The organism is Phytohabitans houttuyneae (assembly GCF_011764425.1).
Taxonomy (GTDB): domain Bacteria; phylum Actinomycetota; class Actinomycetes; order Mycobacteriales; family Micromonosporaceae; genus Phytohabitans; species Phytohabitans houttuyneae.
The window spans coordinates 137,461-159,362 of the sequence record NZ_BLPF01000004.1 but is presented as its reverse complement, the minus strand read 5'-3'; the positions used below and the strand labels follow the sequence as shown (position 1 = coordinate 159,362).

At 70.1% G+C, this 21,902-nt stretch carries 21 protein-coding genes, 3 tRNA genes and 2 pseudogenes; 11 read left to right on the top strand and 15 right to left on the bottom strand.

Features of this window, described 5'->3' with window-relative positions:
• Positions 1 to 52: 52 nt before the first annotated feature.
• Together Phou_RS43265 and Phou_RS43260 are read right to left on the bottom strand one after the other, a co-directional pair.
• Positions 53 to 1,432, bottom strand: a complete 1,380-nt coding sequence (locus Phou_RS43265) for a serine/threonine-protein kinase (RefSeq protein WP_218579578.1) — start codon at positions 1,430 to 1,432, stop codon at positions 53 to 55.
• An 810-nt stretch (positions 1,433 to 2,242) separates the two neighbouring features.
• A tRNA-Lys gene (locus Phou_RS43260) sits at positions 2,243 to 2,315 on the bottom strand.
• Between the two features lie 253 nt (positions 2,316 to 2,568).
• Between Phou_RS43260 and Phou_RS43255 the strand changes: the two genes are divergently transcribed.
• The 3 genes and pseudogenes from Phou_RS43255 to Phou_RS56105 all read left to right on the top strand — a co-directional run.
• The gene (locus Phou_RS43255; RefSeq protein ID WP_173069594.1) at positions 2,569 to 3,810 is read left to right on the top strand and encodes a L,D-transpeptidase; all 1,242 of its coding nucleotides are present in this window, start codon (positions 2,569 to 2,571) and stop codon (positions 3,808 to 3,810) included.
• Between the two features lie 148 nt (positions 3,811 to 3,958).
• Complete coding sequence (locus Phou_RS43250) at positions 3,959 to 5,197, top strand: L,D-transpeptidase (protein ID WP_173069592.1); 1,239 nt, start codon at positions 3,959 to 3,961, stop codon at positions 5,195 to 5,197.
• A gap of 317 nt (positions 5,198 to 5,514) precedes the next feature.
• Positions 5,515 to 5,821, top strand: a pseudogene (locus Phou_RS56105) (IS982 family transposase); the annotation flags it as partial.
• A 372-nt stretch (positions 5,822 to 6,193) separates the two neighbouring features.
• On the opposite strand, the gene Phou_RS43245 reads toward Phou_RS56105, so the two are convergent.
• Positions 6,194 to 6,269, bottom strand: a tRNA-His gene (locus Phou_RS43245).
• A 92-nt stretch (positions 6,270 to 6,361) separates the two neighbouring features.
• Positions 6,362 to 6,952 (bottom strand): oligoribonuclease, encoded by a 591-nt coding sequence (orn, locus tag Phou_RS43240; RefSeq protein WP_173069590.1) that lies wholly within the window; start codon positions 6,950 to 6,952, stop codon positions 6,362 to 6,364.
• Positions 6,953 to 7,016: 64 nt separating this feature from the next.
• Between orn and Phou_RS43235 the strand changes: the two genes are divergently transcribed.
• Positions 7,017 to 8,249: a glycosyltransferase 87 family protein gene (locus Phou_RS43235; protein WP_173069588.1), complete on the top strand. Its 1,233-nt coding sequence runs from the start codon at positions 7,017 to 7,019 to the stop codon at positions 8,247 to 8,249.
• Between the two features lie 121 nt (positions 8,250 to 8,370).
• Here Phou_RS43235 and Phou_RS43230 read toward each other — a convergent pair whose 3' ends face one another.
• The 3 genes from Phou_RS43230 to Phou_RS43220 are packed head-to-tail and all read right to left on the bottom strand — an operon-like array spanning position 8,371 to position 12,020.
• Positions 8,371 to 9,555: a hypothetical protein gene (locus tag Phou_RS43230; protein ID WP_173069586.1), complete on the bottom strand. Its 1,185-nt coding sequence runs from the start codon at positions 9,553 to 9,555 to the stop codon at positions 8,371 to 8,373.
• A 51-nt stretch (positions 9,556 to 9,606) separates the two neighbouring features.
• Positions 9,607 to 10,296, bottom strand: a complete 690-nt coding sequence (locus Phou_RS43225) for a YcnI family copper-binding membrane protein (protein ID WP_173069583.1) — start codon at positions 10,294 to 10,296, stop codon at positions 9,607 to 9,609.
• An 11-nt stretch (positions 10,297 to 10,307) separates the two neighbouring features.
• Positions 10,308 to 12,020, bottom strand: a complete 1,713-nt coding sequence (locus Phou_RS43220; protein WP_173069581.1) for a copper resistance CopC/CopD family protein — start codon at positions 12,018 to 12,020, stop codon at positions 10,308 to 10,310.
• A gap of 144 nt (positions 12,021 to 12,164) precedes the next feature.
• Between Phou_RS43220 and Phou_RS43215 the strand changes: the two genes are divergently transcribed.
• The 4 genes from Phou_RS43215 to Phou_RS43200 are packed head-to-tail and all read left to right on the top strand — an operon-like array spanning position 12,165 to position 15,006.
• The gene (locus tag Phou_RS43215; protein WP_246274490.1) at positions 12,165 to 12,713 is read left to right on the top strand and encodes a sigma-70 family RNA polymerase sigma factor; all 549 of its coding nucleotides are present in this window, start codon (positions 12,165 to 12,167) and stop codon (positions 12,711 to 12,713) included.
• A 30-nt stretch (positions 12,714 to 12,743) separates the two neighbouring features.
• On the top strand, positions 12,744 to 13,259 hold the full coding sequence (locus Phou_RS43210; protein WP_173069579.1) for a MauE/DoxX family redox-associated membrane protein: 516 nt from the start codon (positions 12,744 to 12,746) through the stop codon (positions 13,257 to 13,259).
• The gene (locus Phou_RS43205) at positions 13,256 to 13,954 is read left to right on the top strand and encodes a DsbA family protein (protein ID WP_173069577.1); all 699 of its coding nucleotides are present in this window, start codon (positions 13,256 to 13,258) and stop codon (positions 13,952 to 13,954) included. Before Phou_RS43210 ends, Phou_RS43205 begins: the two co-directional genes overlap by 4 nt.
• A gap of 35 nt (positions 13,955 to 13,989) precedes the next feature.
• Entirely contained in the window at positions 13,990 to 15,006 is a 1,017-nt protein-coding gene (locus tag Phou_RS43200; RefSeq protein ID WP_173069575.1) for a hypothetical protein, read from the top strand.
• Here Phou_RS43200 and Phou_RS43195 read toward each other — a convergent pair.
• The 4 genes and pseudogenes from Phou_RS43195 to Phou_RS43180 form a co-directional block, all read right to left on the bottom strand.
• On the bottom strand, positions 14,996 to 15,742 hold the full coding sequence (locus Phou_RS43195; protein ID WP_173069573.1) for an energy-coupling factor ABC transporter ATP-binding protein: 747 nt from the start codon (positions 15,740 to 15,742) through the stop codon (positions 14,996 to 14,998). The genes Phou_RS43200 and Phou_RS43195 overlap by 11 nt on opposite strands.
• On the bottom strand, positions 15,739 to 16,494 hold the full coding sequence (gene cbiQ / locus Phou_RS43190; protein ID WP_173069571.1) for a cobalt ECF transporter T component CbiQ: 756 nt from the start codon (positions 16,492 to 16,494) through the stop codon (positions 15,739 to 15,741). Before cbiQ ends, Phou_RS43195 begins: the two co-directional genes overlap by 4 nt.
• Entirely contained in the window at positions 16,491 to 16,841 is a 351-nt protein-coding gene (locus Phou_RS43185) for a PDGLE domain-containing protein (protein ID WP_173069569.1), read from the bottom strand. The genes cbiQ and Phou_RS43185 overlap by 4 nt, the downstream gene beginning before the upstream one ends.
• Positions 16,838 to 17,547 (bottom strand): annotated as a pseudogene (locus Phou_RS43180) (energy-coupling factor ABC transporter permease). Before Phou_RS43180 ends, Phou_RS43185 begins: the two are co-directional and overlap by 4 nt.
• Before the next feature lie 76 nt (positions 17,548 to 17,623).
• On the opposite strand from Phou_RS43180, the gene bcp reads away from it, so the two are divergent.
• A complete protein-coding gene (gene bcp, locus Phou_RS43175) occupies positions 17,624 to 18,100 on the top strand; it encodes a thioredoxin-dependent thiol peroxidase (RefSeq protein ID WP_173069567.1) in 477 nt (158 codons plus the stop codon).
• Positions 18,101 to 18,117: 17 nt separating this feature from the next.
• Positions 18,118 to 18,201 (top strand) — tRNA-Leu (locus Phou_RS43170).
• A gap of 10 nt (positions 18,202 to 18,211) precedes the next feature.
• Here Phou_RS43170 and Phou_RS43165 read toward each other — a convergent pair.
• On the bottom strand, positions 18,212 to 18,928 hold the full coding sequence (locus Phou_RS43165; protein ID WP_173069566.1) for an AMIN-like domain-containing (lipo)protein: 717 nt from the start codon (positions 18,926 to 18,928) through the stop codon (positions 18,212 to 18,214).
• 59 nt (positions 18,929 to 18,987) lie between these two features.
• Here Phou_RS43165 and Phou_RS43160 point away from each other — a divergent pair, with 59 nt between their 5' ends.
• Entirely contained in the window at positions 18,988 to 19,506 is a 519-nt protein-coding gene (locus tag Phou_RS43160) for a GNAT family N-acetyltransferase (protein WP_173069564.1), read from the top strand.
• Positions 19,507 to 19,510: 4 nt separating this feature from the next.
• Here the strand turns inward: Phou_RS43160 and Phou_RS43155 are convergent, their stop codons facing one another.
• The 3 genes from Phou_RS43155 to Phou_RS43145 all read right to left on the bottom strand — a co-directional run bounded on the left by Phou_RS43155 (position 19,511) and on the right by Phou_RS43145 (position 21,814).
• Positions 19,511 to 20,023 carry a GyrI-like domain-containing protein gene (locus Phou_RS43155; protein WP_173069562.1) on the bottom strand — a complete coding sequence of 171 codons (513 nt, stop codon included), beginning with the start codon at positions 20,021 to 20,023 and terminating at the stop codon, positions 19,511 to 19,513.
• 22 nt (positions 20,024 to 20,045) lie between these two features.
• Entirely contained in the window at positions 20,046 to 20,807 is a 762-nt protein-coding gene (locus Phou_RS43150) for a MerR family transcriptional regulator (protein ID WP_218579577.1), read from the bottom strand.
• Between the two features lie 134 nt (positions 20,808 to 20,941).
• On the bottom strand, positions 20,942 to 21,814 hold the full coding sequence (locus Phou_RS43145) for an expansin EXLX1 family cellulose-binding protein (protein WP_246274488.1): 873 nt from the start codon (positions 21,812 to 21,814) through the stop codon (positions 20,942 to 20,944).
• Positions 21,815 to 21,902: the final 88 nt, after the last annotated feature.

Below are 21,902 nucleotides of genomic sequence, written 5' to 3'. Positions count from 1 at the left end.
GCATGGGCGCCGCTAGGGTTACCCGCGACCAACCGCAGTTCAAGCCCTCGGATTACTGACCTGTCAGGGGCTGGAGGTACGCAGCGACATATCGCAGCAAAGCGTTGGCATCTGCCAGTTCGTCAGAGATGACGATCTCGCCGAAGGTCGGGCCATGCTCCGCGTATGCCCGAGGCATGTAGTGCGAGTTCGCTGCCCTGGGTAGCTTCACGAGATCGCGCCCAGGCGGCAACTCGTAACCCTCTATTTCAAACTGAGCGATCCTAAGCTGCGGAAGGTCGTTCACCCACAGGCTGTACAGGTTGGCGATCGTGGCTTCGCCATGGATGGTGCCCGAGCGAACCTTGACCTCGCCCACCAATATCAACTCGGGAAGATCAGCCGCGTAGTGGAATCCCTGACCCACGAAACGTAGGAACGAAACGCTCATGCCGTTGAAGTTCACCCTGAACTCTCCGGGGATTTGCTCGGGCTCGGCGGTTGGGAAGACCTCTGTCAGCAGCTCAACGAATCTTGCCCACAGCGCGTGAACCTGAACCGCCGCCTGCCGGAAGCGTTCGGCGTTGGCCGCCTGGAGTGACTGGCCGAGCGCGGACAGAGCTTCCCGTTCATCCACCACCGCGCGCACGCCCAGCAGCATGCTCTGCTCTGGACTCAACCTGCCGCTCGCTACCAACTGCTCGCGAACCTGCCGGGCGTCACTTGGTCGAGCGGCTGGTTCTTTGTTCAGCAGCTGCGCCACAACCGATCGAAGAGTTGGGTCTGTTCCTTCAGGCAGCTCCGGTTGCTCGGTGAGTTGCCGGATCCGGATGTCACCGTCGGCGTATGGAAACGCCTGTACACCGGTGATCAGCTCGTAGGCAATGCAGCCCAATGAGTACAGATCAGCCCGCACTGTCTCGTCTTGATCCCGGAAGACCTCTGGCGCGCGGTACTCGGCCGTTCCGGTCGCCCTCCAAGTGTGATCTGCCCGGGCGCGGGAGGTGATACGCGAGATCCCGAAGTCCGTCAGGCACCACTGGCCGTTCAACTCCAAGACGTTGGTGGGCTTGATGTCACGGTGGACCACCGAGGCCAGTGCCAGGCTCTCCATGCCCGTGGCGATCTGGATCAGGATGTTCTTGACCTCGGCCTCCGGAACGGGACCTTCGGCGATGAGGTCGGCGAGGGTGCGGTCAGCCCGGGCCATCACTAGAACGAGATGATCAGATTCAAGCGCGATGTCCACTGCATGTACCAGGTGATCGTTGGGCTTCGCCTTGAGCTCGCCCAGGATCTCAACTTCGCGCATGGCAAGTTGAAGGTCGTCTTCTCGATCGCGGAACTGGATGACCTTGGCGGCCAGCTTCCTGCCGGCGTCGTCCGTGGCCGCGTAGACGTTACTGAAGGCTCCTGACCCCAGACGATCATCGGTGTTGTAGGTGAAGGCCAAGCCTCTCCTCTGCCCGAGGACGGGGATGATCGTTGAGTCGGCCACCGCCCCGATTGTGGCAGGACAGATGATTGATGCCTTGAAGATCGGGCTGCGTGTCGCCGCCGGGTTGATGAGATGGGATGCCCAGGACCGGCGTTGCTTCCCAATGTCGAGCTGCTGGAGCCCTTCGTGGACGCTGATCTGGACACCCTCGTTACGGCAATTACGTGGAGATCGACGATCTGCTCGAACCACCCCGCGGCCCGCGCGGCTGACGCAATGACCGACTTTGAAACACGCCTTAGTCGTGGTCGGCCAGCGTCTGGAACCCGATCGCGCGGTCTTGGCGTGCCGGGTTCTGGAGGCCGATGACGGCACCGAGGGCTGGTGCCGACGCTGCGGGTGTGCAGGAAGACCCCGGGGCACCGTCACGCGGAGAGCTGGCGGGCGCACGAGCCGCTGGGCTTGGCGACCCGACCTGCCCCGCACAGGCTGACGCACCCGGACCAAAGGCCCGACGAGCCCGTCGATCGAGGCACCGCCCTATCCCCGGACGGCCGAGGCGGCGCGGTGGCGTAGCGACCCTCCAGGGCAACGGGGGGGTGGGGTGCCGCGCTGCGCCGGATACGCCGCTCCGACAACGCACATGGCCAGCGGACTCCAGAAGACTCAGCTGTCAGGCTGGGCCGCCCAATGATCGGCGATGTCGGTCGGTGCTAGGCGCTACCGAAAGCTACAGATCACCCATCGATCACCCACGCGTCCACAATAGAACGTGGAAGGGCTCCGATCCGGCGAAAAACGCCAGGTCAGAGCCTTGATCATTTGTGCGCCGCCAGGGACTCGAACCCCGAACCCGCGGATTAAGAGTCCGCTGCTCTGCCAGTTGAGCTAGCGGCGCTCGCTGACAACGGCATGAACATTAGCACGGCCCTCAGCACCCGTTCCAACCGGTTCGACCAGCCACGCCGGGCCGAGTGGCGGAAGCGACACACGTCATGATCTGGCAGGGTGCTGGACTGGCCACCGGTGGCTGCGCGGGTAGTGCACCATAAACCCTGGCGCGCGAGCGCGCACGCCGGCGGGCGCCCTTGGCGTGCCGGGGCGCCTGGAGCCACACGATGACACCAAGCCTTTAACCGAACGGGGTCGACATGAGCAGGGGCACGCGGGGGTTGGTGAAGGCTGCCGTGCTGGCGGTGCTGGCTCCGCTGGCTCTCGCCGCCTGTGGGGGTGGCGGTGAGACGCCCCGGTTCGTGGATGGGACCACGGCGGGGCCGGCGGCCAGCGCTGGTGCCACCCCGAGCGCGGGGGCGCAGGAGCCGGTGTCGGGGGCGTTCTCGTTTTCGATCACGCCAGCGGCCAACGCGAAGAACCTGCCCGTCAGCTCCGAGATCGGCGTCAAGCTGGAGGGCGGCGAGGTGACCGCCGTCACGGTGACCGAGGCGGGTGGCGCCAAGGTCTCCGGGACCATGCGGGACGACGGCAGCGCGTGGGTGCCCAGCAGCCCGCTCAAGTACGGCAAGACGTACACGGCGACGGTCACCGCGAGCAAGGACGGCGGCACGGCCTCACAGACCACAACGTTCACCACGATGGGCGAGCCGGGCAAGCGGGTCGGCACCGGCCTGTACCTGTTCGACGACCGCACCTACGGCGTGGCCATGCCCGTGGTCGTCGAGTTCCACCCGGGCGTCGCCAAGAAGGACCGGGCGGGCGTGCAGAAGCGCATGTTCGTGAGCACCGACCCGCCGCAGCCGGGCGCGTGGCACTGGGTGTCCAACGGCACGCAGGCGTACTACCGGGCGCCCGAGTACTGGCAGCCGGGCACGAAGATCACCGCCCGGATCGCGCTGGGCGGTCACCCGATGGGCAAGGGGCGGTACGGCGACACGGACCGGAAAGCGACCGCGAAGATCGGCGCACGGTTCGAGATGAAGGTCGACAACAAGTCCAAGAAGATGACGGTCCTGAAGGACGGCAAGGTCGTGAAGACCCTGCCGGTGAGCCTCGGCAAGAAGGCGACCCCCTCGGTCAGCGGGACCATGGTGGTGATGGAGAAGAAGGAGCAGACCGTCTTCGACACCACCGACGACCCCAACCCCACCGACCGGTACCGGGTGGACATCGCGTTCGCGCAGCGGTTGACGTGGAGCGGGCAGTACATCCACGCTGCCCCGTGGTCCGTGAGCCAGCAGGGTCGCACCAACGTGTCGCACGGCTGTGTGAACGTCTCCACCGACAACGCGCGGTGGCTCTTCGGCCAGAGCAAGATCGGCGACCCGGTCACGGTGACGGGCACGGAGGAGAAGCTCGGCGCCGGCGATGGCTGGACCGCGTGGAACATGAGCTGGAGCGAGTTCATCAAGGGCAGCGCTCTACCCGTAACGCAGTAAATGCCAATAAATCGGCTCAAAACCGAGTGTTCAACGCCACGGCATGAAACCGGGATTTGGCGGAGCCCGTCATTAGAGGAGGATTGACCCCTGCGCCTGGGTAATGAGCACAGGGGTATCGAGGACTTGCGAGGGGACCATGGCAGCGATGCGAACGCACCGACGCACGCCGAGCCGGCAGGCCGCGTGGCGCGCCCTGTGCGCGGCCGCGCTGGCCGGCACCCTCGCCCTCCTCACCGCCTGCAGTGACGACTCGCCCTCCGCCCAGTGGAACGACGGCAAGAACGGCAGCGGCCAGGAACAGCAGCAGGACAGCGGCCCCAAGCAGGGCGGCACCGTCACCAGCCCGGCCGCCGACGCCACGGACGTGCCGGCGTCGACCGAGATCGCTTTCCAGCTGGAAAACGCGAGCAACCCCTCCATCGAGCTCAAGAGTGAGAGCGGCGAGACGGTCGAGGGCGCGCTGCAGGAGGACGGCAAGTCGTGGCTGCCGGGAGGGGCACTCGACTACGGCACCAAGTACACGGTGACGGTCAACGCGACCGGCGCGGACGGTAAGCCGACCTCAAACTCAAGCTCGTTCACGACGATGGCGAAGCCCACAAAGGTCGTGCGGGTCTCCAGCTTCCTCGGCGAAAACCAGGTGGTCGGCGTGGGCATGCCGCTGATCGTGCGCTTCGGCCGCGCGGTGCCCGAAGACTTCCGCGACGACGTGCAGCGCCGCCTCTTCGTGCAGGCCACGCCGCAGCAGGAGGGCATCTGGCACTGGACCAGCCCGACCGAGGTGCACTACCGCCCGAAGACGTTCTGGCAGGCCGGCACCAAAATCTCGTACCGAATGCAGACCGGCGGCCTGCCGATGGGCGACGGCTACTTCGGGCGCGCCGACGTGAGCGTCGACGTCAAGATCGGGCCGTCCTTCATCATGACCGTCGACAACAAGACCAAGAAGATGACCGTCACCAAGGACGGCAAGGTCATCAAGACCATCCCGGTGAGCCTCGGCAAGAAGAGCACGCCATCTGCCAGCGGCACGATGGTGGTCATCGAAAAGCAGCGCAAGACCGTCTTCGACACGATGGACGACCCCAACCCCGCCAACCGCTACCGCACGCCGATCGACTACGCGCAGCGCCTCACCTGGAGCGGCCAGTTCATCCACGCGGCGCCCTGGTCAGAGGGCGTGCAGGGCCGGACCAACGTCTCGCACGGCTGCGTCAACGTATCGATGGCGATGGGCGCCTGGCTCTTCGGCCAGACCCGCATCGGCGACCCGATCACCGTCAAGGGCACCGAGGAAAAGCTCGAAAACGGCAACGGCTGGACCGACTGGAACATGAGCTGGGACCAATACATGAAGGGCAGCGCCATCCCCTACAACGGGTAGTTGCGGCCGTTCTTACCGAAAGATTTCTGCCCCGTCCGCATCACCTGCGGACCGCATGCTCCCGCGGGCACCGCTCCGGTCGGCGGCGAGCTTGGCGCTCGCCGAAACCCCGACCTCCGCTGCCGGGTCCGCGGGACAAGCCCCGCCCCTCGCGGATCGTGGACTCAACAGCCCCTCCGAGGGCCACGAACGTCCACGATCACAAATGGCCAGGACGTGGTGGGACGCGGGAGCATCCAGGACTGGGCGCATTGCCGCGCCCAGCTTGAGAGCATCCGCGACCCAGACCCCAAGCTGCATTGTTCCGTCCCCCAACCGGACTGTTGATCATCGCGGACAAAGGGCTACGTCTCGGCAGAGCTGGAACGTTCGCTCGCTGATCGTGGCCTGCTGCTGCGACCGTTTGACCGCACCCCACGCCCGGGCGAGCAGCTGCTCAAACCGATCCGGCAGCCCATCGAGTCAGTCGACGACACGCTCAAAGGCCAACTCGACCTGCAACTGCACGGCGGCCGCGGCGTCGGCGCCCGCATCGCCTAACGCCTACTCGCGTCAACCACGCCCATCTGGCACAACCGAGCCACCCGCCAGCCCTTGACCAGGTCCCTGATCGCTTACCACCACCGGCACACCGGCAGTTCCTCCAGCACCGGCCGCCCCTTGTCCAGCCCCGACGGCACCGATCACACCGCGAACGTCGCCGGCGCCGGCCCATCGACCCCAGGTCCATAGTCGTGCTCTCACCAATGACCTGACGGTGATCGCGAACGGCGAGACGCGCCGCAGGCTCTCTCAACGGCGACTTGGACGATTCGACGCGCTGTGACCCAGCCGACCTCTACGTGCCGAACCGACTGGCGCGCTCCAGGTGCACTTCAGGCGAAGAAGGACTGCAGCCGGCGCTGGGGCCCTGGGACGAGCCCCAAGTGCCCCTTACAAGCAGTCAGCCCTGGTCCGTAGACCAGGGCTGACCTGCGTATTAGGCGATCCAATACGTGGGGTGACTGAGGGGATTTGAACCCCCGACACCCGGGACCACAACCCGGTGCTCTGCCAACTGAGCTACAGCCACCACGGCAGCCGCGCCGGACGTCCGGTGCGGTGCGACGACCAATGATAGCCACACCCTGGCCCGATTCGTCGACAGGGTATGGCGGGACGGTCTCAGAGGGTCGCGGCGATGGCCTTGGCGGCCTCCACGTCGGGGCCGGGCAGGGGCACGAAGATCGTGCGGCGGTAGTACTCCAGCTCGCGGATGCTCTCCCGGATGTCGGCTAGCGCGCGGTGGGCCAGGCCTTTCGCGGGCTGGCCGAAGTACACGCGGGGGTACCAGCGGCGGCACAGCTCCTTGATGGACGAGACGTCGATCATGCGGTAGTGCAGGTGGGCGTCGAGGCGGGGCATGTCGCGGGCCACGAAACCGCGGTCGGTGGCGATCGAGTTGCCGCAGAGGGGGGCGCTGCGGGGGTCCGGCACCCACTGGGTGATGTACTCCATGATCATGTCTTCGGCCTCGGGGACGGTGACCGTCGAGCGACGGACCTCCTCCGTAAGGCCTGACTTCTCATGCATGTCGTGGACAACTTCGGGCATTCCGGCTAACGCCGCCTCGTCGGCATGGATAACCACGTCGACCCCCTCGCCGAGCACGCGCAGGTCAGGGTCGGTGACCAGGGCGGCCACCTCGATCAGCGCGTCCTTGCCGAGGTCGAGCCCGGTCATTTCACAGTCGATCCAGACCAGAAGATCAGCCACGCGCTCAGCCTACGCGCCGACGGCCGTCCATCACCCTGGCCGAAGCGCCGTTACGCTGCTGAACATGCCGAAAGCCATCCGGATCGCCACGGTCACGGCAATCGCTGCCGCGGTCGCCGCCTTCCTGGAGTGGTACGGCAACCGTCACGACTTCTTCGACCTGCGCATCTATGTGAGCGCGATGCGCTGGTGGGCGGACGGCCACCCGCTCTACGACTACGCCCAGCCCGACCGGGTGCAGGGGGAGCTCTACTTCACGTACCCGCCGTTCACCGCCGCGCTGCTCCGCCCGCTCGCCGAGATCCCGGTGGGCGCCACGATCGTGATGTTCCTGATCGGCACCGCCGCCGCCATCGCCGTCACCACCTGGTGGCTCGTACACCCCGTGGCGCTGCGCCACCGCCAGCCGCCGTGGTTCGTGGCGGGCATCGCGATCCCGCTGGTGTTCGTGATCGAGCCGACCCGCGAGACGTTCACCTTCGGCCAGATCAACATGCTCCTCGTGGTGCTGGTCCTCGGCGACCTGCTCCTCCTCGTTCCCAGAAACTCGCGCTGGGCCGGCGTAGGCGTGGGGCTGGCGACGGCGCTCAAGCTGTACCCCGGAATCTTCATCGTCTATCTCCTTGCCGCGCGGAGGTGGCGCGCCGCGATCACCGCGATCACGACGGCGGCCGGCGCCACGCTGCTGGCGGCGGTGATGGCGCCGCGCGACTCGTGGCAGTTCTGGACGAATGATCTGTGGTCGACCGACCGGGTGGGGCGCACCGACTACACCGCCAACCAGTCACTGCTCGGGCTGATCGGCCGCGCCGCGCTGCCCGACGAGCCGAGCCGGCTGGTGTGGCTGGGCCTTGTCGCGCTTGTCGCGGGCTTCGGCATCCGCCGCGCCGCCCAAGCCGCCCGCGCCGGCGACGAGGTGGCCGGGCTCGCGCTCGCCGGCCTGGTCGGGGCGCTGATCAGCCCGATCGCGTGGACGCACCACGTGTACTGGTTCGTGCCGGCCTTCGTCGTCCTGGTGGACGCCGGCCTGCGCGAACGCGACCTCCGGCCGCGGCTCGCGCTGCTGGGGGTGGCCGCCGCGGGCTTCCTGGTGCTGCTGCACGGCGTGGTCTCGTTCGACGACTGGGGCATCGCGCCGCTGCCGACCGACACGGTGGGCGAGTTCCTCCGCCGCAACGCGTATGTGCTGCTCGCGCTCGTGTTGATCGCCGTCCTGCCGGCGCGCAGCGGGGTGCTCGATTATCGCAGACGAGGTGCGAAATGGACAGATCTACCTAGCCACGCCCGAGTGGGCTAATCTGTCCTTAACAGACAAGCTCCCCAAAAATCACCAGCACACCGTTTCCCCCGGTGAGAGTGGCCCTCCGCAAACGGCATGTGGAGGGCCACTCGCCATTGGTACCCCATTCAGATTCGAGCTACCGCGACGTCCGCGGTGGTCCGGACCGCTGCTCCCGCGGCCTCACCCTCCGCGGGTGACCACCGATACCAGCTTCGGTGGGTGGCGAGACCGGCGGGACCTGGGGCGCCTGTGCCTCGGTCGGCAGGCCGGCGGCGGTCTTGCGGCGGCGGGTCGAGCGGCTCCCGGTCCCTAGCGCGCCGAGAGCGCTGGCCAGGTCGGCCGAGCCGGGCAGGTCCGGGCCGGGCGCCTCCGGCTCCGCCTCAGGCGGCTCGCCCGGCTCGTCGGCGTCGTCCGCCTGGATGGCCTCCGGCTCGCCGGAGCGGGAGCCGCCACGCGCCGGCCCGTCCATCTCAAGCCCCGCCGCGACTTGCCCGAGGTCGGGGGCGGCCAGTGGAGTTGGCGTCACGCCCACGCTCGGGTGGGGCGGCCAGGCGAGGATCGGCTGTACCGGCATCGGCGTCGGCGCGGCCCACCCCGACCGCGCGTGGCCACCCGGCTGTGCGGGCACCGGCGCGGGCGGGGTCAGCACGTCGGCGAGGGTCGCCGGGCGGGCGGCGGGCACCTGCCGGCGGGTCGGCCAGGCGAGCGTCGCCATGCCGAGCACGATCAGCGCCCCGCCGGCCAGCAGCAGGCCCCACGTCGCCGTGGACAGCCAGCCGGGGCGTACCTCCACGCGCAGGTCGACCGTCATCCCCGCCCGCGCGTCCGGGTGCATGACGACGAGGGCGAGGCGCTGGCCGCGTACCTCGGACGAGGCCCAGCCCACCCCGCCCGCGCCGGACACCTGCCACGCGGGCTGTGCGGCCGGTACCGCCGTGCCCGCCACGGGCGTGATGCCGACCGGGAGCGGGCCCGCGGTCAGGCTGACGCGGTCCACCTGGGCGTACGCGGCGCCGGCCAGATAGCGGGCCACTTCCTCGGCCGGGGCGATCGCCACAAGCGCGGGTCCCGCCTCCGTGCGTGCGGTGACGCGCAGGCGGGTGTCTCCCGCGCGGGCGAACGGGGCATCGCGGCGCAGAAGGGCGTCGAGGTCGGGCACGACGACGGCGTGGCCGGGCGTGGTGATGCGCTCGACGCGGCCACTGAAGGCACCCTCCGCGTCGCGGTGCTGCATGGCTGTCCACAGTGCACCGCCGACCAGCAGCACCGGCAGTCCGATGGTGAGCAGCAGCATGCCCGCCGCCGTACGCACGATCCGCATTCCCGTTTCCCCTCCAAGATGCCCCTTATGAGGAGAACGAGCATGTAGGCGTCACGACGCCCGGCGGCTCCGGACAAACGCGAGACCGCCCAGGACAAGGCCTCCCAGCGCGGCGACGAGGGCCACCACGGCGAGGATCAGCGCCGGGCCGTCGCCGTCCTCATCGGACGGGGCCGCCGCGGCGGGAGAGGCCGTCGGCTCCGCCTCGGACGACGACGCGGACACGAGGGTGAGTACCGGCGCCGGGTTTTCCGGCTCCTCCGCACCGGCCTGCGGCTCCTCGATCCACCGCGAGACCTCGTTGTCCGAGTACGTCTGGAGGGCCTTGAAGACCATCGTGTCGGTGTCCGGCAGCGGCCCCATCGACACCGGGAACTCGATGAACTCGCCCGGCTTCACGCCACCACCGGCCGCGGCGGTCCAGGTGATCTTCGAGACGACGTCGCTGATCTGGCTGCCGTGCACGTCGACCGGCGGGTCGACCTTGCGCCGCTCCATCGTCGCCGTCCACCCGGCCACCGGCATGATCGAGACGGAGCCGACCGGCGCGTTCTCCGGGAGTACCACCTCGAGCTTGACCGTCGACGCGGTGTCGCTCTCGTTGGGCACCCGGAAGGCCAGCCGCGCGAACCCGCCCTTTTCCGCCTCCTGCGGGTTGACGGTGACATGCGCGGACGCCGGTGCCGCCACCGCCAGCAGGAATGCGACGGCGGCGCCGAGCACGAGAGCAGCGCGTTTCATGGAGGACCTCTCTAGCTCACGGGCACGGTGGCGGTCACCGTGGCCTGATCGATGTCGGAGATGCGAGCGGTGAACTTGAGCTGCCACTCACCGTCGAGCGGCAGCGTGATCTCGCCCGTGGCGTGGTTGTCGGTGAGCGGGAGCAGCGGGATGTCGACCGGCGCCACGTCCTTCGCGGGCAGCGCGGCCGTGCCCTTCCACTCGACCACCCGCAGCGGCTTGTTGGCCTTGTCGTAGGCGTAGAGGTGCACCGAGTTGTTGCCCTTGGCCGCCGGGTCGACGTCGACCTGGAGCTTGAAGATGCTGCTCTCGAGCGTCGCCGAGTAGAAGCCGGGCCCGCCGAGCTCCTCGTTCGCCGAGGCGGTGCGCGCCGGGGTGGTCTGCACAAGCACCGCGGAAAGTCCCAGCACGACCGCGGTGATGCCGAGCTCCACACCCACCGCGCGGCGCAGCCGCCGCGGTCCGCCGCCGGCCAGCCGGTCGCGGACCAGCTTGCGGGAGTACGCGGCGACGGATATCACCGCGCTGAACAGCACCACCTTGGCGATGATCAATTGGCCGTACGTGGTCGACACCAGCGCGTCGGGCGTGCCCACCTCGATCAGCGCCTGCACGGTACCGGCCAGGACCAGCGCGCACACGGCGAGCGCAGCCCAGCGCGACCAGATCGGCAGGATCGCGCCGAGCTCGCGCTCGTTGGCCAGCCGCAGCAGGAACGCGATCAGCATCAGCAGCCCACCCAGCCACACCGCCATGCTGGTCAGGTGGACCACGTCGACCACGACCGAGACCGCCGCGACCGGCGAGGCGGCCGGGTGGCCGGCGATCGGCCACGTGAAGATCGCCGCGCCGCCGAGCACCGCGAGCAGGATCTGGTCTACCCGCCCGGTCTCGCCGCGCAGCAGCGGCCGCAGCAGCAGCGCGATCGCCACGAGCAGGCCGAGCCGGATCAGGTGCGCGGTGCCGTACGTGCTGGACAGCACGTCTCGCAGCCCACTCCCGTCGACGTCGAAGAGGCCGCCGCCGGTCGTGTACGGCACCTGGAGCCAGATCCCGGCCACTGTGGCGAGTGTCACCAGCCCCAAGCCCGTCCAGATCACGCCGGCCGGACCGCCGCGCGAGAGGCGTGACGGCCACAGCAGGCTGATCACCAGCACCGGGCCGACGAGCAGGACGAGCCCGGCGTACCCGATGTAGCGGACCACCTTCGTGCCGGTCGCCACGACCGTGTTGTCGCCCTGCTCCTCGCCCGCGTCGCTGGGCGGCGTGCTGGAGGGAGCGCCCACCGAGTACGTGAACCCGCCCGACACCGGGTGGCTGTCCGCCGAGATGACCCGGAAGCTGACGAGGTACGTCCCCTGGGCACCGGTCTGCTCCACCGGAATCGTCACGACCGCGCCATCGAACTGGGCGTCACCCCGGTCGACCCGCTTCCCGTCGGGTCCGATCACCCGCACCCGGTCGGGCACCTTGCGCACCGACTCGCTGAACGTCAGCACGACCTCCGCCGGCGCGGCCTGCAGCACGGAGTTGCCGGCCGGGTTGCTGCTGGCGAGCACGGCGTGCGCGCTGGCGGGGGAGGCAGGGAGCGCGAGGGTGGCGAGCGCGCCGGCGACGAGCGCGAGGAGGAGCCGGGAAACAAGCGGGAGTCGCGAGGCTACGGACCTTGAGCCCGACGGCGGGCGAGCGCCGAGCGACGGAGCGGGGTGGGCACTGCGGGTCATGACGGCCATGATTTCTGAGCCGGACACGCAAAAGCGAGCCGGGGCGCATAGCCGGTCATGGGTATGTAGTCGGTGGAGCGGTCGAAAAAGTTCCCGGAGGGGCACACATCTTTCGTCCAGCTACCCCGCGTACCCTGAGGTGCCGTGATTCCCGCCCAGCGTGATGGCCACGCCGCCGACGAGTGGGTGGATGCTGCCCGCGACGGCGACCGGGCCGCGCAGGCGGAGTTCGTGCGGGTCACTCAGGTCGAGGTGTGGCGTTTCGTCGCCGCGCTGGTCGACCCGGGCAGCGCGGACGATCTGACGCAGGAGACCTACCTGCGGGCGTTCCGGGCACTCCCCTCCTTCGAGGGGCGTTCCACCGCCCGCACGTGGCTGCTCGGCATCGCTCGCCGGGCCTGCGCCGACCATGTGCGCACCGTGGTCCGCCGCCGCAGGCTCGACGAGCGGCTGGCCTCGCAGGCACACACCGACGGCCCGTACCCGGATCCCGCCGCCCAGCTCGGCGCGGCCGACCTGCTGCGACGGCTGCCTGACGACCGGCGTGGCGCGTTCGTGCTCACGCAGGTGCTCGGCTTGTCGTACGCGGAGGCGGCCGACGTGGAGGGCGTGCCGGTGGGCACGATCCGCTCCCGGGTGGCCCGTGCACGCGCCGAGCTCGTTGAAACGCTCGGCGACGCGCTCGCCAGCTAACGGAACCTCCGCACTCTGTAGGACGACTAAATGAATGTGACCGTCGCGAGTCCGCCCGTTTCGCCCACATCTGATAGCAGATGGCACACCGCCCGACCGTGGCTCGGCACGCTGGTTCGCCTTGGCCTCGCCGCCGTCTGGCTGGTCGCCGGGGGCACCAAGGTCGGCGACCTCGCCGGGTCGGGCCGAGCCGTCAACGCTTACGACGTGATGCCTTACGACCTCGCCAAGGTGATCGGCGCCGCGCTGCCGTTCGTCGAGCTCGCGCTCGGCGTACTCCTCCTCGTGGGCCTCGCCACCCGGCTCGCCGCCGGCGTCTCCGCGGCGCTGTTGGTGGTGTTCATCGCGGGTATCACCCAGGCCTGGGCGCGTGGCCTGCAGATCGACTGCGGCTGCTTCGGCAGCGGTGGCCAGCTCGCCGCCGGCCAGAGCCCTACGTACGGCCCCGAGATCCTGCGCGACCTGGGCTTCCTCGCGCTCGCCGGGTTCCTCCTGATCTGGCCCCTCACCCGTTTGTCCATCGATAGCTGGCTGGAGAAGAAATGAGTTCCAGGGTCGGGCAGAAGCAGGCCGCGCGTGTGGTGCGCGACCAGATCGCCCGCGAAAAGCGGCGTTCACGCACGTTGTGGACGTCGATTGCGGCGGTCGCCGTGCTGGTCATCGCCGGGTTGATCGGCTGGGGTGTGGTGGCGAGCCAGGATTCTGGCAGCTTCACGCCGCCGCCGGGCGCCGTGGAAAACGGCACCGGCATCAAGGTCGGCAGCGGGCCGGTCCAGATCGACATCTACGAAGACTTCATCTGCCCGGCGTGCGGGCAGTTCGAGCAGCAGACCGGCGGCACCATCGACCAGCTGGTCTCCGAGGGCAAGGTCACCGTCGTGTACCACCCGGTGGCGTTCCTCGACCGCGCTTCCAGCACCGACTACTCCACCCGCTCGTCGGCCGCTTCCGGCGCCGCGGCGGAGGGCGGTAAGTTCCGGGAGTACGCCAAGGCGCTCTTCGCGCAGCAGCCGGCCGAAGGGAGCGCCGGCCTCAGCGACGACAAGCTGATCGAGATCGGCCGCTCGGTGGGCCTCGGAGACGCCTTCGCCCAGGCGGTACGGGACGGGAAGTACAAGCCGTGGACGGCACACGTGACCGACGAAGCCAGCGGGGATGGCGTGACCGGCACGCCCACCGTGCGGGTGGCGGGCAAGGACGTCCAGCCCACCACGCAGGCGATCCTGGCGGCGGTCGGCTGAGACGGCTGTTCTGCGCGGCGGCCGCCGGTGCCCTGATGGTGCTGGCGGCCCCGGCCGCGGCCTGGGCGCACGGCGGCGACGCGCCGGACGCCACCAACTACCGCACGCTCGTGACCGAGGCGCCGTCGATGCCCGGCCTGAGCGTCCGCGCCGTGGAGGCGGGTGCGCGGCTGGAGCTGGACAACCGCACCGGCCGCACGATCGAGGTGCTCGGCTACGACGGCGAGCCGTACCTGGAGGTGCGCCCCGACGGGGTGTACGAGAACACCCGCTCCCCCGCCACGTACCTCAACGAGACGCTCGCGGGCGACACCGAGCCGCCGGCCACCGCCGACCCGACCCAGCCGCCGGAGTGGCGGCGCGCATCGGGCGAGCCGGTGGCCCGCTGGCACGACCACCGCATCCACTGGATGAGCGCCGAGCCGCCGCCAGCGGTCCGCGCCGATCCCTCCCGCGAGCAGCGGGTACGCGACTGGGTCGTGCCCCTCCGCGACGGCGTGTCCACGATGGAGGTCCGCGGCACGCTCGACTGGGTGCCGCCGCCGAGCCCCGGCCTGTGGTGGGCCTTCGTGATCATCGTCGGCATCGGCGTGGCCGTGCTGGGCCTGTGGTCGCGGGCCCTCCCGGTGCTCGCCGGCCTGGCCATCGCGCTCGGCCCGCTCGCCATCGGGTACGCGGTGGCGCGCGAGCTCGACGCCGGTACCACCGGGGTCGGTCCCGTGCTCGTGGGTTTGCTCGTCGGCCAGGTGTGGCCGGTGGCCACGGCGCTGGCCGCGGTCGCCGCCGGCATCCTCGCCCTGCGGCGGCGCCCGGCCGCCGACTTCGCGCTCGCGCTGGGCGGTACCTGCGTCGCGGTCTTCGCCGGCGCGGCGAACGCGGCGGTCTTCGCCCGGGGCGTGGTGCCCGTGCCGTGGCCGCCGGTGGTCGCCCGGCTCGTGATCCTCGCGGTGATCGCGGTCGGCGGCGGCGTCGCCGTGGCGGCCGCGCTGCGCATGCGGGAGGCGGCCCGCTCGGCCGCCCAGGACGACGCGGAAGAGCCGGCTACGTCGTAACGGCGAAGCCGTACGGCAGCTCCAGCCGGTGCCGCGCCAGCAGTTCGGTGTCGGCGAGCAGCGCGCGGGTCGGCGCGTCGGCAACGATCCGTCCCTCGTCGAGGATGACCGAGCGGTCGCAGAGCTCCATCGCGTACGGCAGGTCGTGGGTGACCATCAGCAGCGTCACGGGCAAGGACCGCAGGATCTCGGCCAGCTCGCGCCGGGCCGCCGGGTCCAGGTTGGACGATGGCTCGTCGAGCACGAGGATCTCCGGGCGCATCGAGAGCACGGTGGCCACCGCCACCCGCCGCCGCTGCCCGAACGACAGGTGGTGCGGCGCGCGGTCGCGGTGCTCGGACATGCCGACCGCGGCCAGCGCCTCGTCGACCCGGGCGGTGAGCTCGGCGCCGCGCAGGCCCAGGTTTGCCGGGCCGAACGCCACGTCCTCGCCGACCGTCGGCAGGAAGAGCTGGTCGTCGGGGTCCTGGAAGACGATGCCGACCCGGCGCCGGATCTCCGCCAACGTGGCGCGGTCGCGGTCGACGGTCATGCCGCCGACCGCGACCGACCCCCCACCCCCGGTGAGAATGCCGTTCAGGTGCAGGACGAGCGTTGTCTTGCCGGCACCGTTGGGCCCGAGGAGCGCCACCCGCTCACCCCTGGCCACGGAGATGTCCACCCCGCGCAGGGCCACATGCCCATCGGGGTACGCGTACTCGACTCCACGCACATCGAGCGAGAGTGGTTCAGTCATCCCAGAATCACCGCCGTACCCGCAATCGCCGCCGCCGCCACCGGAACGGTAGCCGCGGCGAGCCACTGGTTGCGCGTCGCGGCGCCGGCCGCGAGCCAGGCGGCTGGCATGCGCCCCTCGTACCCGCGGGCCACCATCGCGAGGTAGACCCGCTCACCCCGCTCGAACGCGCGCAGGAACAGCGCGCCCACCCCGACGGCGAAGCCGCGCACCTGCCACAGGAAGCGCGGGTCGTCACCCCGCGAGATGCGGGCGATCCGCATCCGCCGGGCCTCGCCGCCGAGCACGGACAGGTACCGGAGCATGAACGTGGCGATCTGCGTGATGATCTGCGGGCAGCGCAGCCGGTCCAGGCCGACGATCAGGTCACGTGTCGTCGTGGTCGCCGCCAGGGTCAGCGACAGCAGTACGCCGAGCGTGCCCTTGGCGAGGATGTTGAAGCCGCCGTACAGGCCGTCGCGGGACACCTCCAGGCCCAGGAACATCGTCTTCTCGCCCGCCGCGAGGAACGGCAGTGCGAGGGCGAGCAGCACGAACGGCACCTCGACCAGCGAGCGCTTGGCCAGCCAGCCGGCCGGCACCCGCCCGATCGCGGCGATGACGGCGACCAGCACCGCGTACCCCGCGAAGGCCCAGAGAGCCTCGCGCGGGGTGATCACCACGATCACGGTCGCCGACACCATCGCCGCGATCTTCACCTCGGGCGGGAGCCGGTGCAGTGGCGTGTCCCGCTCGAGGTAGAGGCCCTTCATTCGCGCGGCTTGGCGGGCTCCCGCTTCCGCGACAGCCAGAAGAGCCCACCTCCGACCGCGAAGGTCAGCAGCACGCCGGCCACACCCGCGAGCCCGGTGGAGACGTACGAGTTGCCGATGCCGCTGATGCCGTAGTCGGCGAACGGGCTGTCCGCCGTCTCGCTGTCCTTGGCATTCTGCGCCATGCACGAGCCGCCGGTGATCTCGTCGTTTTCGTCGAGCGTGCAGCCCTTTGTGGACGCGGAGTCGAGGCCGTCGGGCGAGCTCGAGGCGAAGTTGCTCACCACGCCGGCGAGCAGCAGTGCGACAAGCAGTCCACCGAGGATGAACCAGGTCGTCTTCTTCACGCCGCCACCCTTTCCGTGGTCACCGGGCGGGCCTGCTTGAGACCGCGCAGCGCGTACACGAGATCGGGCCTTGTCTTCGCCACGGTCACGACGGTGACGGCCGCGATAAGGCCCTCACCGATCCCGATGAGAAGGTGCGTGCCGGCCATGACCCGGCGATGGCGCCGATGCTGTAGTGCTCGAGATCGGTGGTGCCGCCGATCACGTACTGGAGCACGAAGCTCTGCGACGCCGCGACCACCGCGACAACCGACGCGACGAACGCGGTGATGCCGAGCCCGCTCGGCGTGCGCGGCAGGACCCGCAGGAGCAGAGCGATCAGCAGGTACGCCACGGCGGTCCCGACGAGCGCCATGTTGGTGATGTTGGCGCCGAGCGCGGTGACCCCGCCGTCGGCGAAGACGAGCGCCTGGACGACCAGCACGACCGATACGCACAGCGCGCCCACCCACGGCCCGACCAGCAGCGCGGCCATCGCGCCCCCGAGGAGGTGCCCGCTGACGCCCGGCAGCACCGGGAAGTTGAGCATCTGCACGGCGAAGATGAACGCCGCGACGAGCCCTGCCATCGGCGCGAGGCGGTCGTCGAGGTCACGCCGCCCGCGCGAGACGCAGTACGCGAGCGCCACGAGGGCGATCACACCGTAAATGGCCGAAACGGGGCCATTGAGCACCCCGTTCGAGATGTGGAGCGCGACAGCTTCCATGGTTCGCGAGCTTATTTCTGCATATGCTCTCTTGCCAAGAGATGGCAATAAGCCATCTTCCGGTAGGGTGCGGGACATGACCGAGACACCTCGCCTTGCCCCCGGTGACACGGCACCGGACTTTTCGCTTTCCACCGACACCGGCGAGACGCTCTCCCTCAAGGAGCTGCGCGGGCGAAAGGTCGTGCTTTACGCGTACCCGTCGGCGATGACGCCCGGCTGCACCAAGCAGGCGTGTGACTTCCGCGACTCGCTGGCCTCGCTGCAGGCCGCGGGCTACGAGGTGATGGGCATCTCGCCGGACAAGCCGGCCAAGCTGGCAAAGTTCCGCGAGCGTGACGCGCTGACGTTTCCGCTCGTGTCCGACGAGGACAAGTCGGTGCTGACGGCATACGGGGCGTACGGGGAGAAGCAGCTCTACGGCAAGACCGTGACCGGCGTGATCCGCTCCACGTTCGTGCTCGACGAGGAGGGCCGGGTCGTCAAGGCGCTCTACAACGTCAAGGCCACCGGCCACGTCGCCAAGCTCCGCAAGGACCTGGGGCTGGACTGAGTAGACTCCTTGCCGTTGCGGGAGTGGCGTAATTGGCAGCCGCGTCAGGTTTAGGTCCTGGTGTCCGAGAGGACGTAGGGGTTCGAGTCCCCTCTCCCGCACCGCTCGGTCTCACTTGCCTCCCGGCGCGCGGTGGGCGACCGAAACGCTCAGCTCGCTGAAGCCGTCGCCCGACCGCCACGCGATGGTGAAGGGGAGGCGCTCGCGCAGCCCGATCACAAAGACGGTCTCGCTGCCGTCGTTCGGCCCGGCGTACGCCACCTCGCGCAGCGCCGACGTGCCGCTCGGCACCTGCGCGACCTCCTGACCCACCCGCCACGGCTCGCGGCCGGGCTGGTGGCCGCCACCGGCGTTGGCGAAGTCCGGCGCGAAGATCACGATCTCCAGCACGGCGTCGCCGCGCAGCTCGATCGGGTCACCGGAGCCGGCGGCGCGGGCGCTCGCCACGTACTCGGCGTGGCCCCCGAACCGAGCCGTGCCGTTGACCCGGAACACCACCACGTCCGTGCATGCCTTCCGCTCCACCCGGACCAGGTACAGCGCGTCGACCGTGTGCGGCTCCTGCCTCGTCGGTCCGAAGCTGCCGGCGCGGGCGACCCCGTCGCACGGGTCGGGCCGTGCCGAGCCGGGTGGGTCCGCCGGCCGCTGAGTCTTCGGCGCCACCACCCTCGGCGTCTGGGTGGCGGGCGGCGTGGTGGCGGGTGGGGTGGTGGCGGGCGCACTGCCACCCACGCTTGTCGGCGTGTCGGTCCCGCAGGCCGGCAGGGCAGCGGCGAGCAGGATCGCGGCGGTGGCGGCGCGCAGCACGCGCGCGGCGGTGTGCGGCATGCAGATTGGACGAACCAACCCTCGAAACGGTTGACACGTTCGGCCGGCAGGATGGAGGCATGGCCATCCGGTTCGAGCTTGATCCCGCACTCACGCCCAGTCTGCGCGAGGAGATCGTGACGCTCTGGACGGAGGTGACAAACGCGGGCGGCGCGGTCGGCTTCGTCGAGCCGGTGACGCGCGACGAGGTGGTGCCGACCGCGAACGCCGCCTTCGCCACCGTCGAGGACGGGCCGGACCGCCTGCTCGCGGGGTACGAGGGCGACCGGCTCGTGGCGATGCTGATCTTTGTGGACAACCAGTTCGTGCTGAAGGACCACTGGTGCACGCTCAAGCGCGTGATGGTCCACCCCGCGTGCCAGGGGCAGGGCTACGGCGTGGCGCTCATGCGGGAGGCCGAGCGCCTGGCCCGCCACCTCGGGCGGGAGGCGCTGCACGTGACAGTGCGGGGCGGGCTGGGGCTGGAGCGGTTCTACGCCGGCCTCGGGTACAAGGAGGTGGGCCGCCTGCCCGGGGCGTTGCGCGTGGGCCCCGGGGACGACCGCGACGAGACGATGATGTGGCTTCCCTTGCGTTGAAGTCCTAAGCCGGCCGAACGGGCTGGCGCAGCAGCGTGCGGGGTGCCGGGTCGTCCGGCGGGCTCAGGTAGACCTCGTGGTGCGGGCCGTTGGGCACCAGCCCTTGCTCGGCCATGTAGTCGTGTATGACCTTCAGCGACCGCGGCTCCTCGCTGAACGGCCCCTCATGCAGCAACTCGACGCACTCCCCCTCAGCGACCGTGGCGAGGCGGATGCGGTAGGCCGCCGGACACGCCACGCGGCTGTGCTCGCGCGCGGCCTCCAGGGTGCCCGCCGACGGCGCGGCCGGAAGCGGGAGCATCAGGTGCCAGCGCCACTGCTCGCGCGGTACCTCGAGTGCCGGTCGCTCGTCCTCGACCCACCACTGGCCCTCCAGCGGCGCGTAGCCGGCACCGAGCGCCGTGGCCACGGTGTAGATGGCCTGGACGGCCGCGGCGTACTCACCGCCGCCGGGCTCGCCCTGGCCGGTCACGCTCAGGCAGGCGGTGGGGCCGTGGGTCGCGACAGTCGGGTTCATCAGCGCTCCTCCAAAGGAATCATCAGGTGGGTGACAAGCTGGTCGGGTTCGGTGGTGGCGGGGTCGGACACGTACACCTCGCGGATCGGCCCGCGCAGCGGGTGCCCCGCTCGGCGCACCACCCCAGGACCGCGTGGACGGTCAGCGGTATCTGGTCGTACGGGCCGACGTGAGTCGCGCAGGCGAACGCCCCGCCCGGCAGCACCTCCACGTCGAACCCCGGCTCCGGCGTGCGGTCGGGTGCGACGACGAGCGCCGCGCGTACCGGAAAGGTGTCCTCAAGGTCGATCGGAAAGAGCCCGACCAACTGCGGCGGTCCCGCGGGTGCCGCAACCCGCATCAGCCGCGCAATCGCCGCGGAGGTCGCGCGCCCCACATCGGCGGGCCCGGCCGCGCTCTCGCCGACAACGGCCACCGTGCGCTCCGGCTCGGTGACCACGCGCACCGGCACGGCCGGCAGGCCGCCCGCCAGGACCCGTTCCAGCGCGGCCAGCGTCCGACGCCGCCGCGCCAGCTCCGCCTCCTGCGCCGCGCGCACACCGGTCAGGGCGTCTGTGGCGCCCGCGAGCACCTCCCGGATCACCGGCAGCGGCACATCGAGCGAACGCAGCAACCCGATCGACAGCGCCTGCCTGGCCTGCGCCCGCCGGTAGTAGCGGTAGCCGGAGCCGGGATCCACCCACGCCGGCACGAGCAGCCCCAGCTCGTCGTAGTGCCGCAGCTGCTTCACGCTCAGCCGGCTCAGCCTGGCAAACTGCCCGATCGGCAGGAGATCCCCGTCCACGCCGCTCAGCATGGACTCTCCCACAGGGGCAGGGTCCAGCCCACGCGGGAAACAGCTCTCGGACCAGGCCCGTTACAGATTTGAGCTACCGCTCTGTCCGTCGTGGTCCGGACCACGACGGCGTCGCGGTAGCTCTAGCAGCCTTCGGCGGGGCCCAGCTGTTCGTCGGCGATGGCGGCCGCGGGGGCGAGCGACGGCGGAGCGGTGGTGGGTGTGGGGCTCGCCTTGGGCTTCGCGGACGGCGACTTCGAGGCCTTCGGCGACGCCGGCGCCTTCGGGGCGGCCGCGCCCGCGCCGTACAGGCGGACGCTGGTCTCCTGCAGCTGCTCGGGCGCCATCTTGATGCCGGTGGCGGTGGCGCGCTGGCCGTACACGTCGGTGATCCGGATCGTGTACGGGCCGGGGCCGAGGCCGCTCTCGTAGATCCAGTAGTTGTACTCGGCGCGTTCGGTGGCGCGCCAGGTGGAGCCGGAGCGGACCTCGACCGAGCGGAGTGGGTTGCCGTGGTTGACCACCAGCGCGGCGAACCAGTACCGGGACGCGCCCTCCTTGATCCGGAAGCTGAGCGGGCCGGGGAGGGTGGGGTTGGACGCGGCCTTGTACGAGATCGACACCACGCCGTCGACAGGGTTGGCGATCCTGGCGAACGCCTCCTTGCTCAGGTCGAGGTGGCCGGGTTGGCACTCGGGGCACTGATCCATGATCAGGACGCGGACCTTGCCCTTGGGGCCGGTCACGTCCAGGTAGCCGCCGCACGCCGCGCCGGCGGAGTACTCGGAAGGGCCCAGCGCGACATAGAGGCGGTCGTCGGGGGCACTCACGTACGAGCAGTTGCCACCCTCGCCCTTGGAGTCGTAGAAGGTCGCCTTGCCGCGGTGGACGGTGCTGCCGGTCGGCGGCGCGGCGCAGGCCGGCGTCGGGCCTGAGCGCAGGGTCAGCACCGTGGCGGTCACGGCCGCGAGCAGCGCCGCGGCACCCACGAGGACCCAGCGGCGACCTGAGAGCACCGCCAGATGCTGCCGGATGGCACGTGCCGGGGGCAACGCCTCTAAGCGAGACCTAAGCCAAGGCCATTGCGGGTGAATGAACTTATGC

Excerpts from the sequence above, each read along its gene's own strand:
- Phou_RS43230 (WP_173069586.1), bottom strand. The coding sequence starts at position 9,555 with ATGCGGATCGTGCGTACGGCGGCGGGCATGCTGCTGCTCACCATCGGA.
- Phou_RS43210 (WP_173069579.1), top strand. The coding sequence starts at position 12,744 with ATGAATGTGACCGTCGCGAGTCCGCCCGTTTCGCCCACATCTGATAGC.
- Phou_RS43235 (WP_173069588.1), top strand. The coding sequence starts at position 7,017 with ATGCCGAAAGCCATCCGGATCGCCACGGTCACGGCAATCGCTGCCGCG.
- Phou_RS43155 (WP_173069562.1), bottom strand. The coding sequence starts at position 20,023 with ATGAACCCGACTGTCGCGACCCACGGCCCCACCGCCTGCCTGAGCGTG.
- Phou_RS43255 (WP_173069594.1), top strand. The coding sequence starts at position 2,569 with ATGAGCAGGGGCACGCGGGGGTTGGTGAAGGCTGCCGTGCTGGCGGTG.
- Phou_RS43195 (WP_173069573.1), bottom strand. The coding sequence starts at position 15,742 with ATGACTGAACCACTCTCGCTCGATGTGCGTGGAGTCGAGTACGCGTAC.
- bcp (WP_173069567.1), top strand. The coding sequence starts at position 17,624 with ATGACCGAGACACCTCGCCTTGCCCCCGGTGACACGGCACCGGACTTT.
- Phou_RS43220 (WP_173069581.1), bottom strand. The coding sequence starts at position 12,020 with ATGACCCGCAGTGCCCACCCCGCTCCGTCGCTCGGCGCTCGCCCGCCG.
- Phou_RS43205 (WP_173069577.1), top strand. The coding sequence starts at position 13,256 with ATGAGTTCCAGGGTCGGGCAGAAGCAGGCCGCGCGTGTGGTGCGCGAC.
- Phou_RS43200 (WP_173069575.1), top strand. The coding sequence starts at position 13,990 with ATGGTGCTGGCGGCCCCGGCCGCGGCCTGGGCGCACGGCGGCGACGCG.
- Phou_RS43160 (WP_173069564.1), top strand. The coding sequence starts at position 18,988 with ATGGCCATCCGGTTCGAGCTTGATCCCGCACTCACGCCCAGTCTGCGC.
- Phou_RS43250 (WP_173069592.1), top strand. The coding sequence starts at position 3,959 with ATGCGAACGCACCGACGCACGCCGAGCCGGCAGGCCGCGTGGCGCGCC.
- Phou_RS43225 (WP_173069583.1), bottom strand. The coding sequence starts at position 10,296 with ATGAAACGCGCTGCTCTCGTGCTCGGCGCCGCCGTCGCATTCCTGCTG.
- Phou_RS43165 (WP_173069566.1), bottom strand. The coding sequence starts at position 18,928 with ATGCCGCACACCGCCGCGCGCGTGCTGCGCGCCGCCACCGCCGCGATC.
- cbiQ (WP_173069571.1), bottom strand. The coding sequence starts at position 16,494 with ATGAAGGGCCTCTACCTCGAGCGGGACACGCCACTGCACCGGCTCCCG.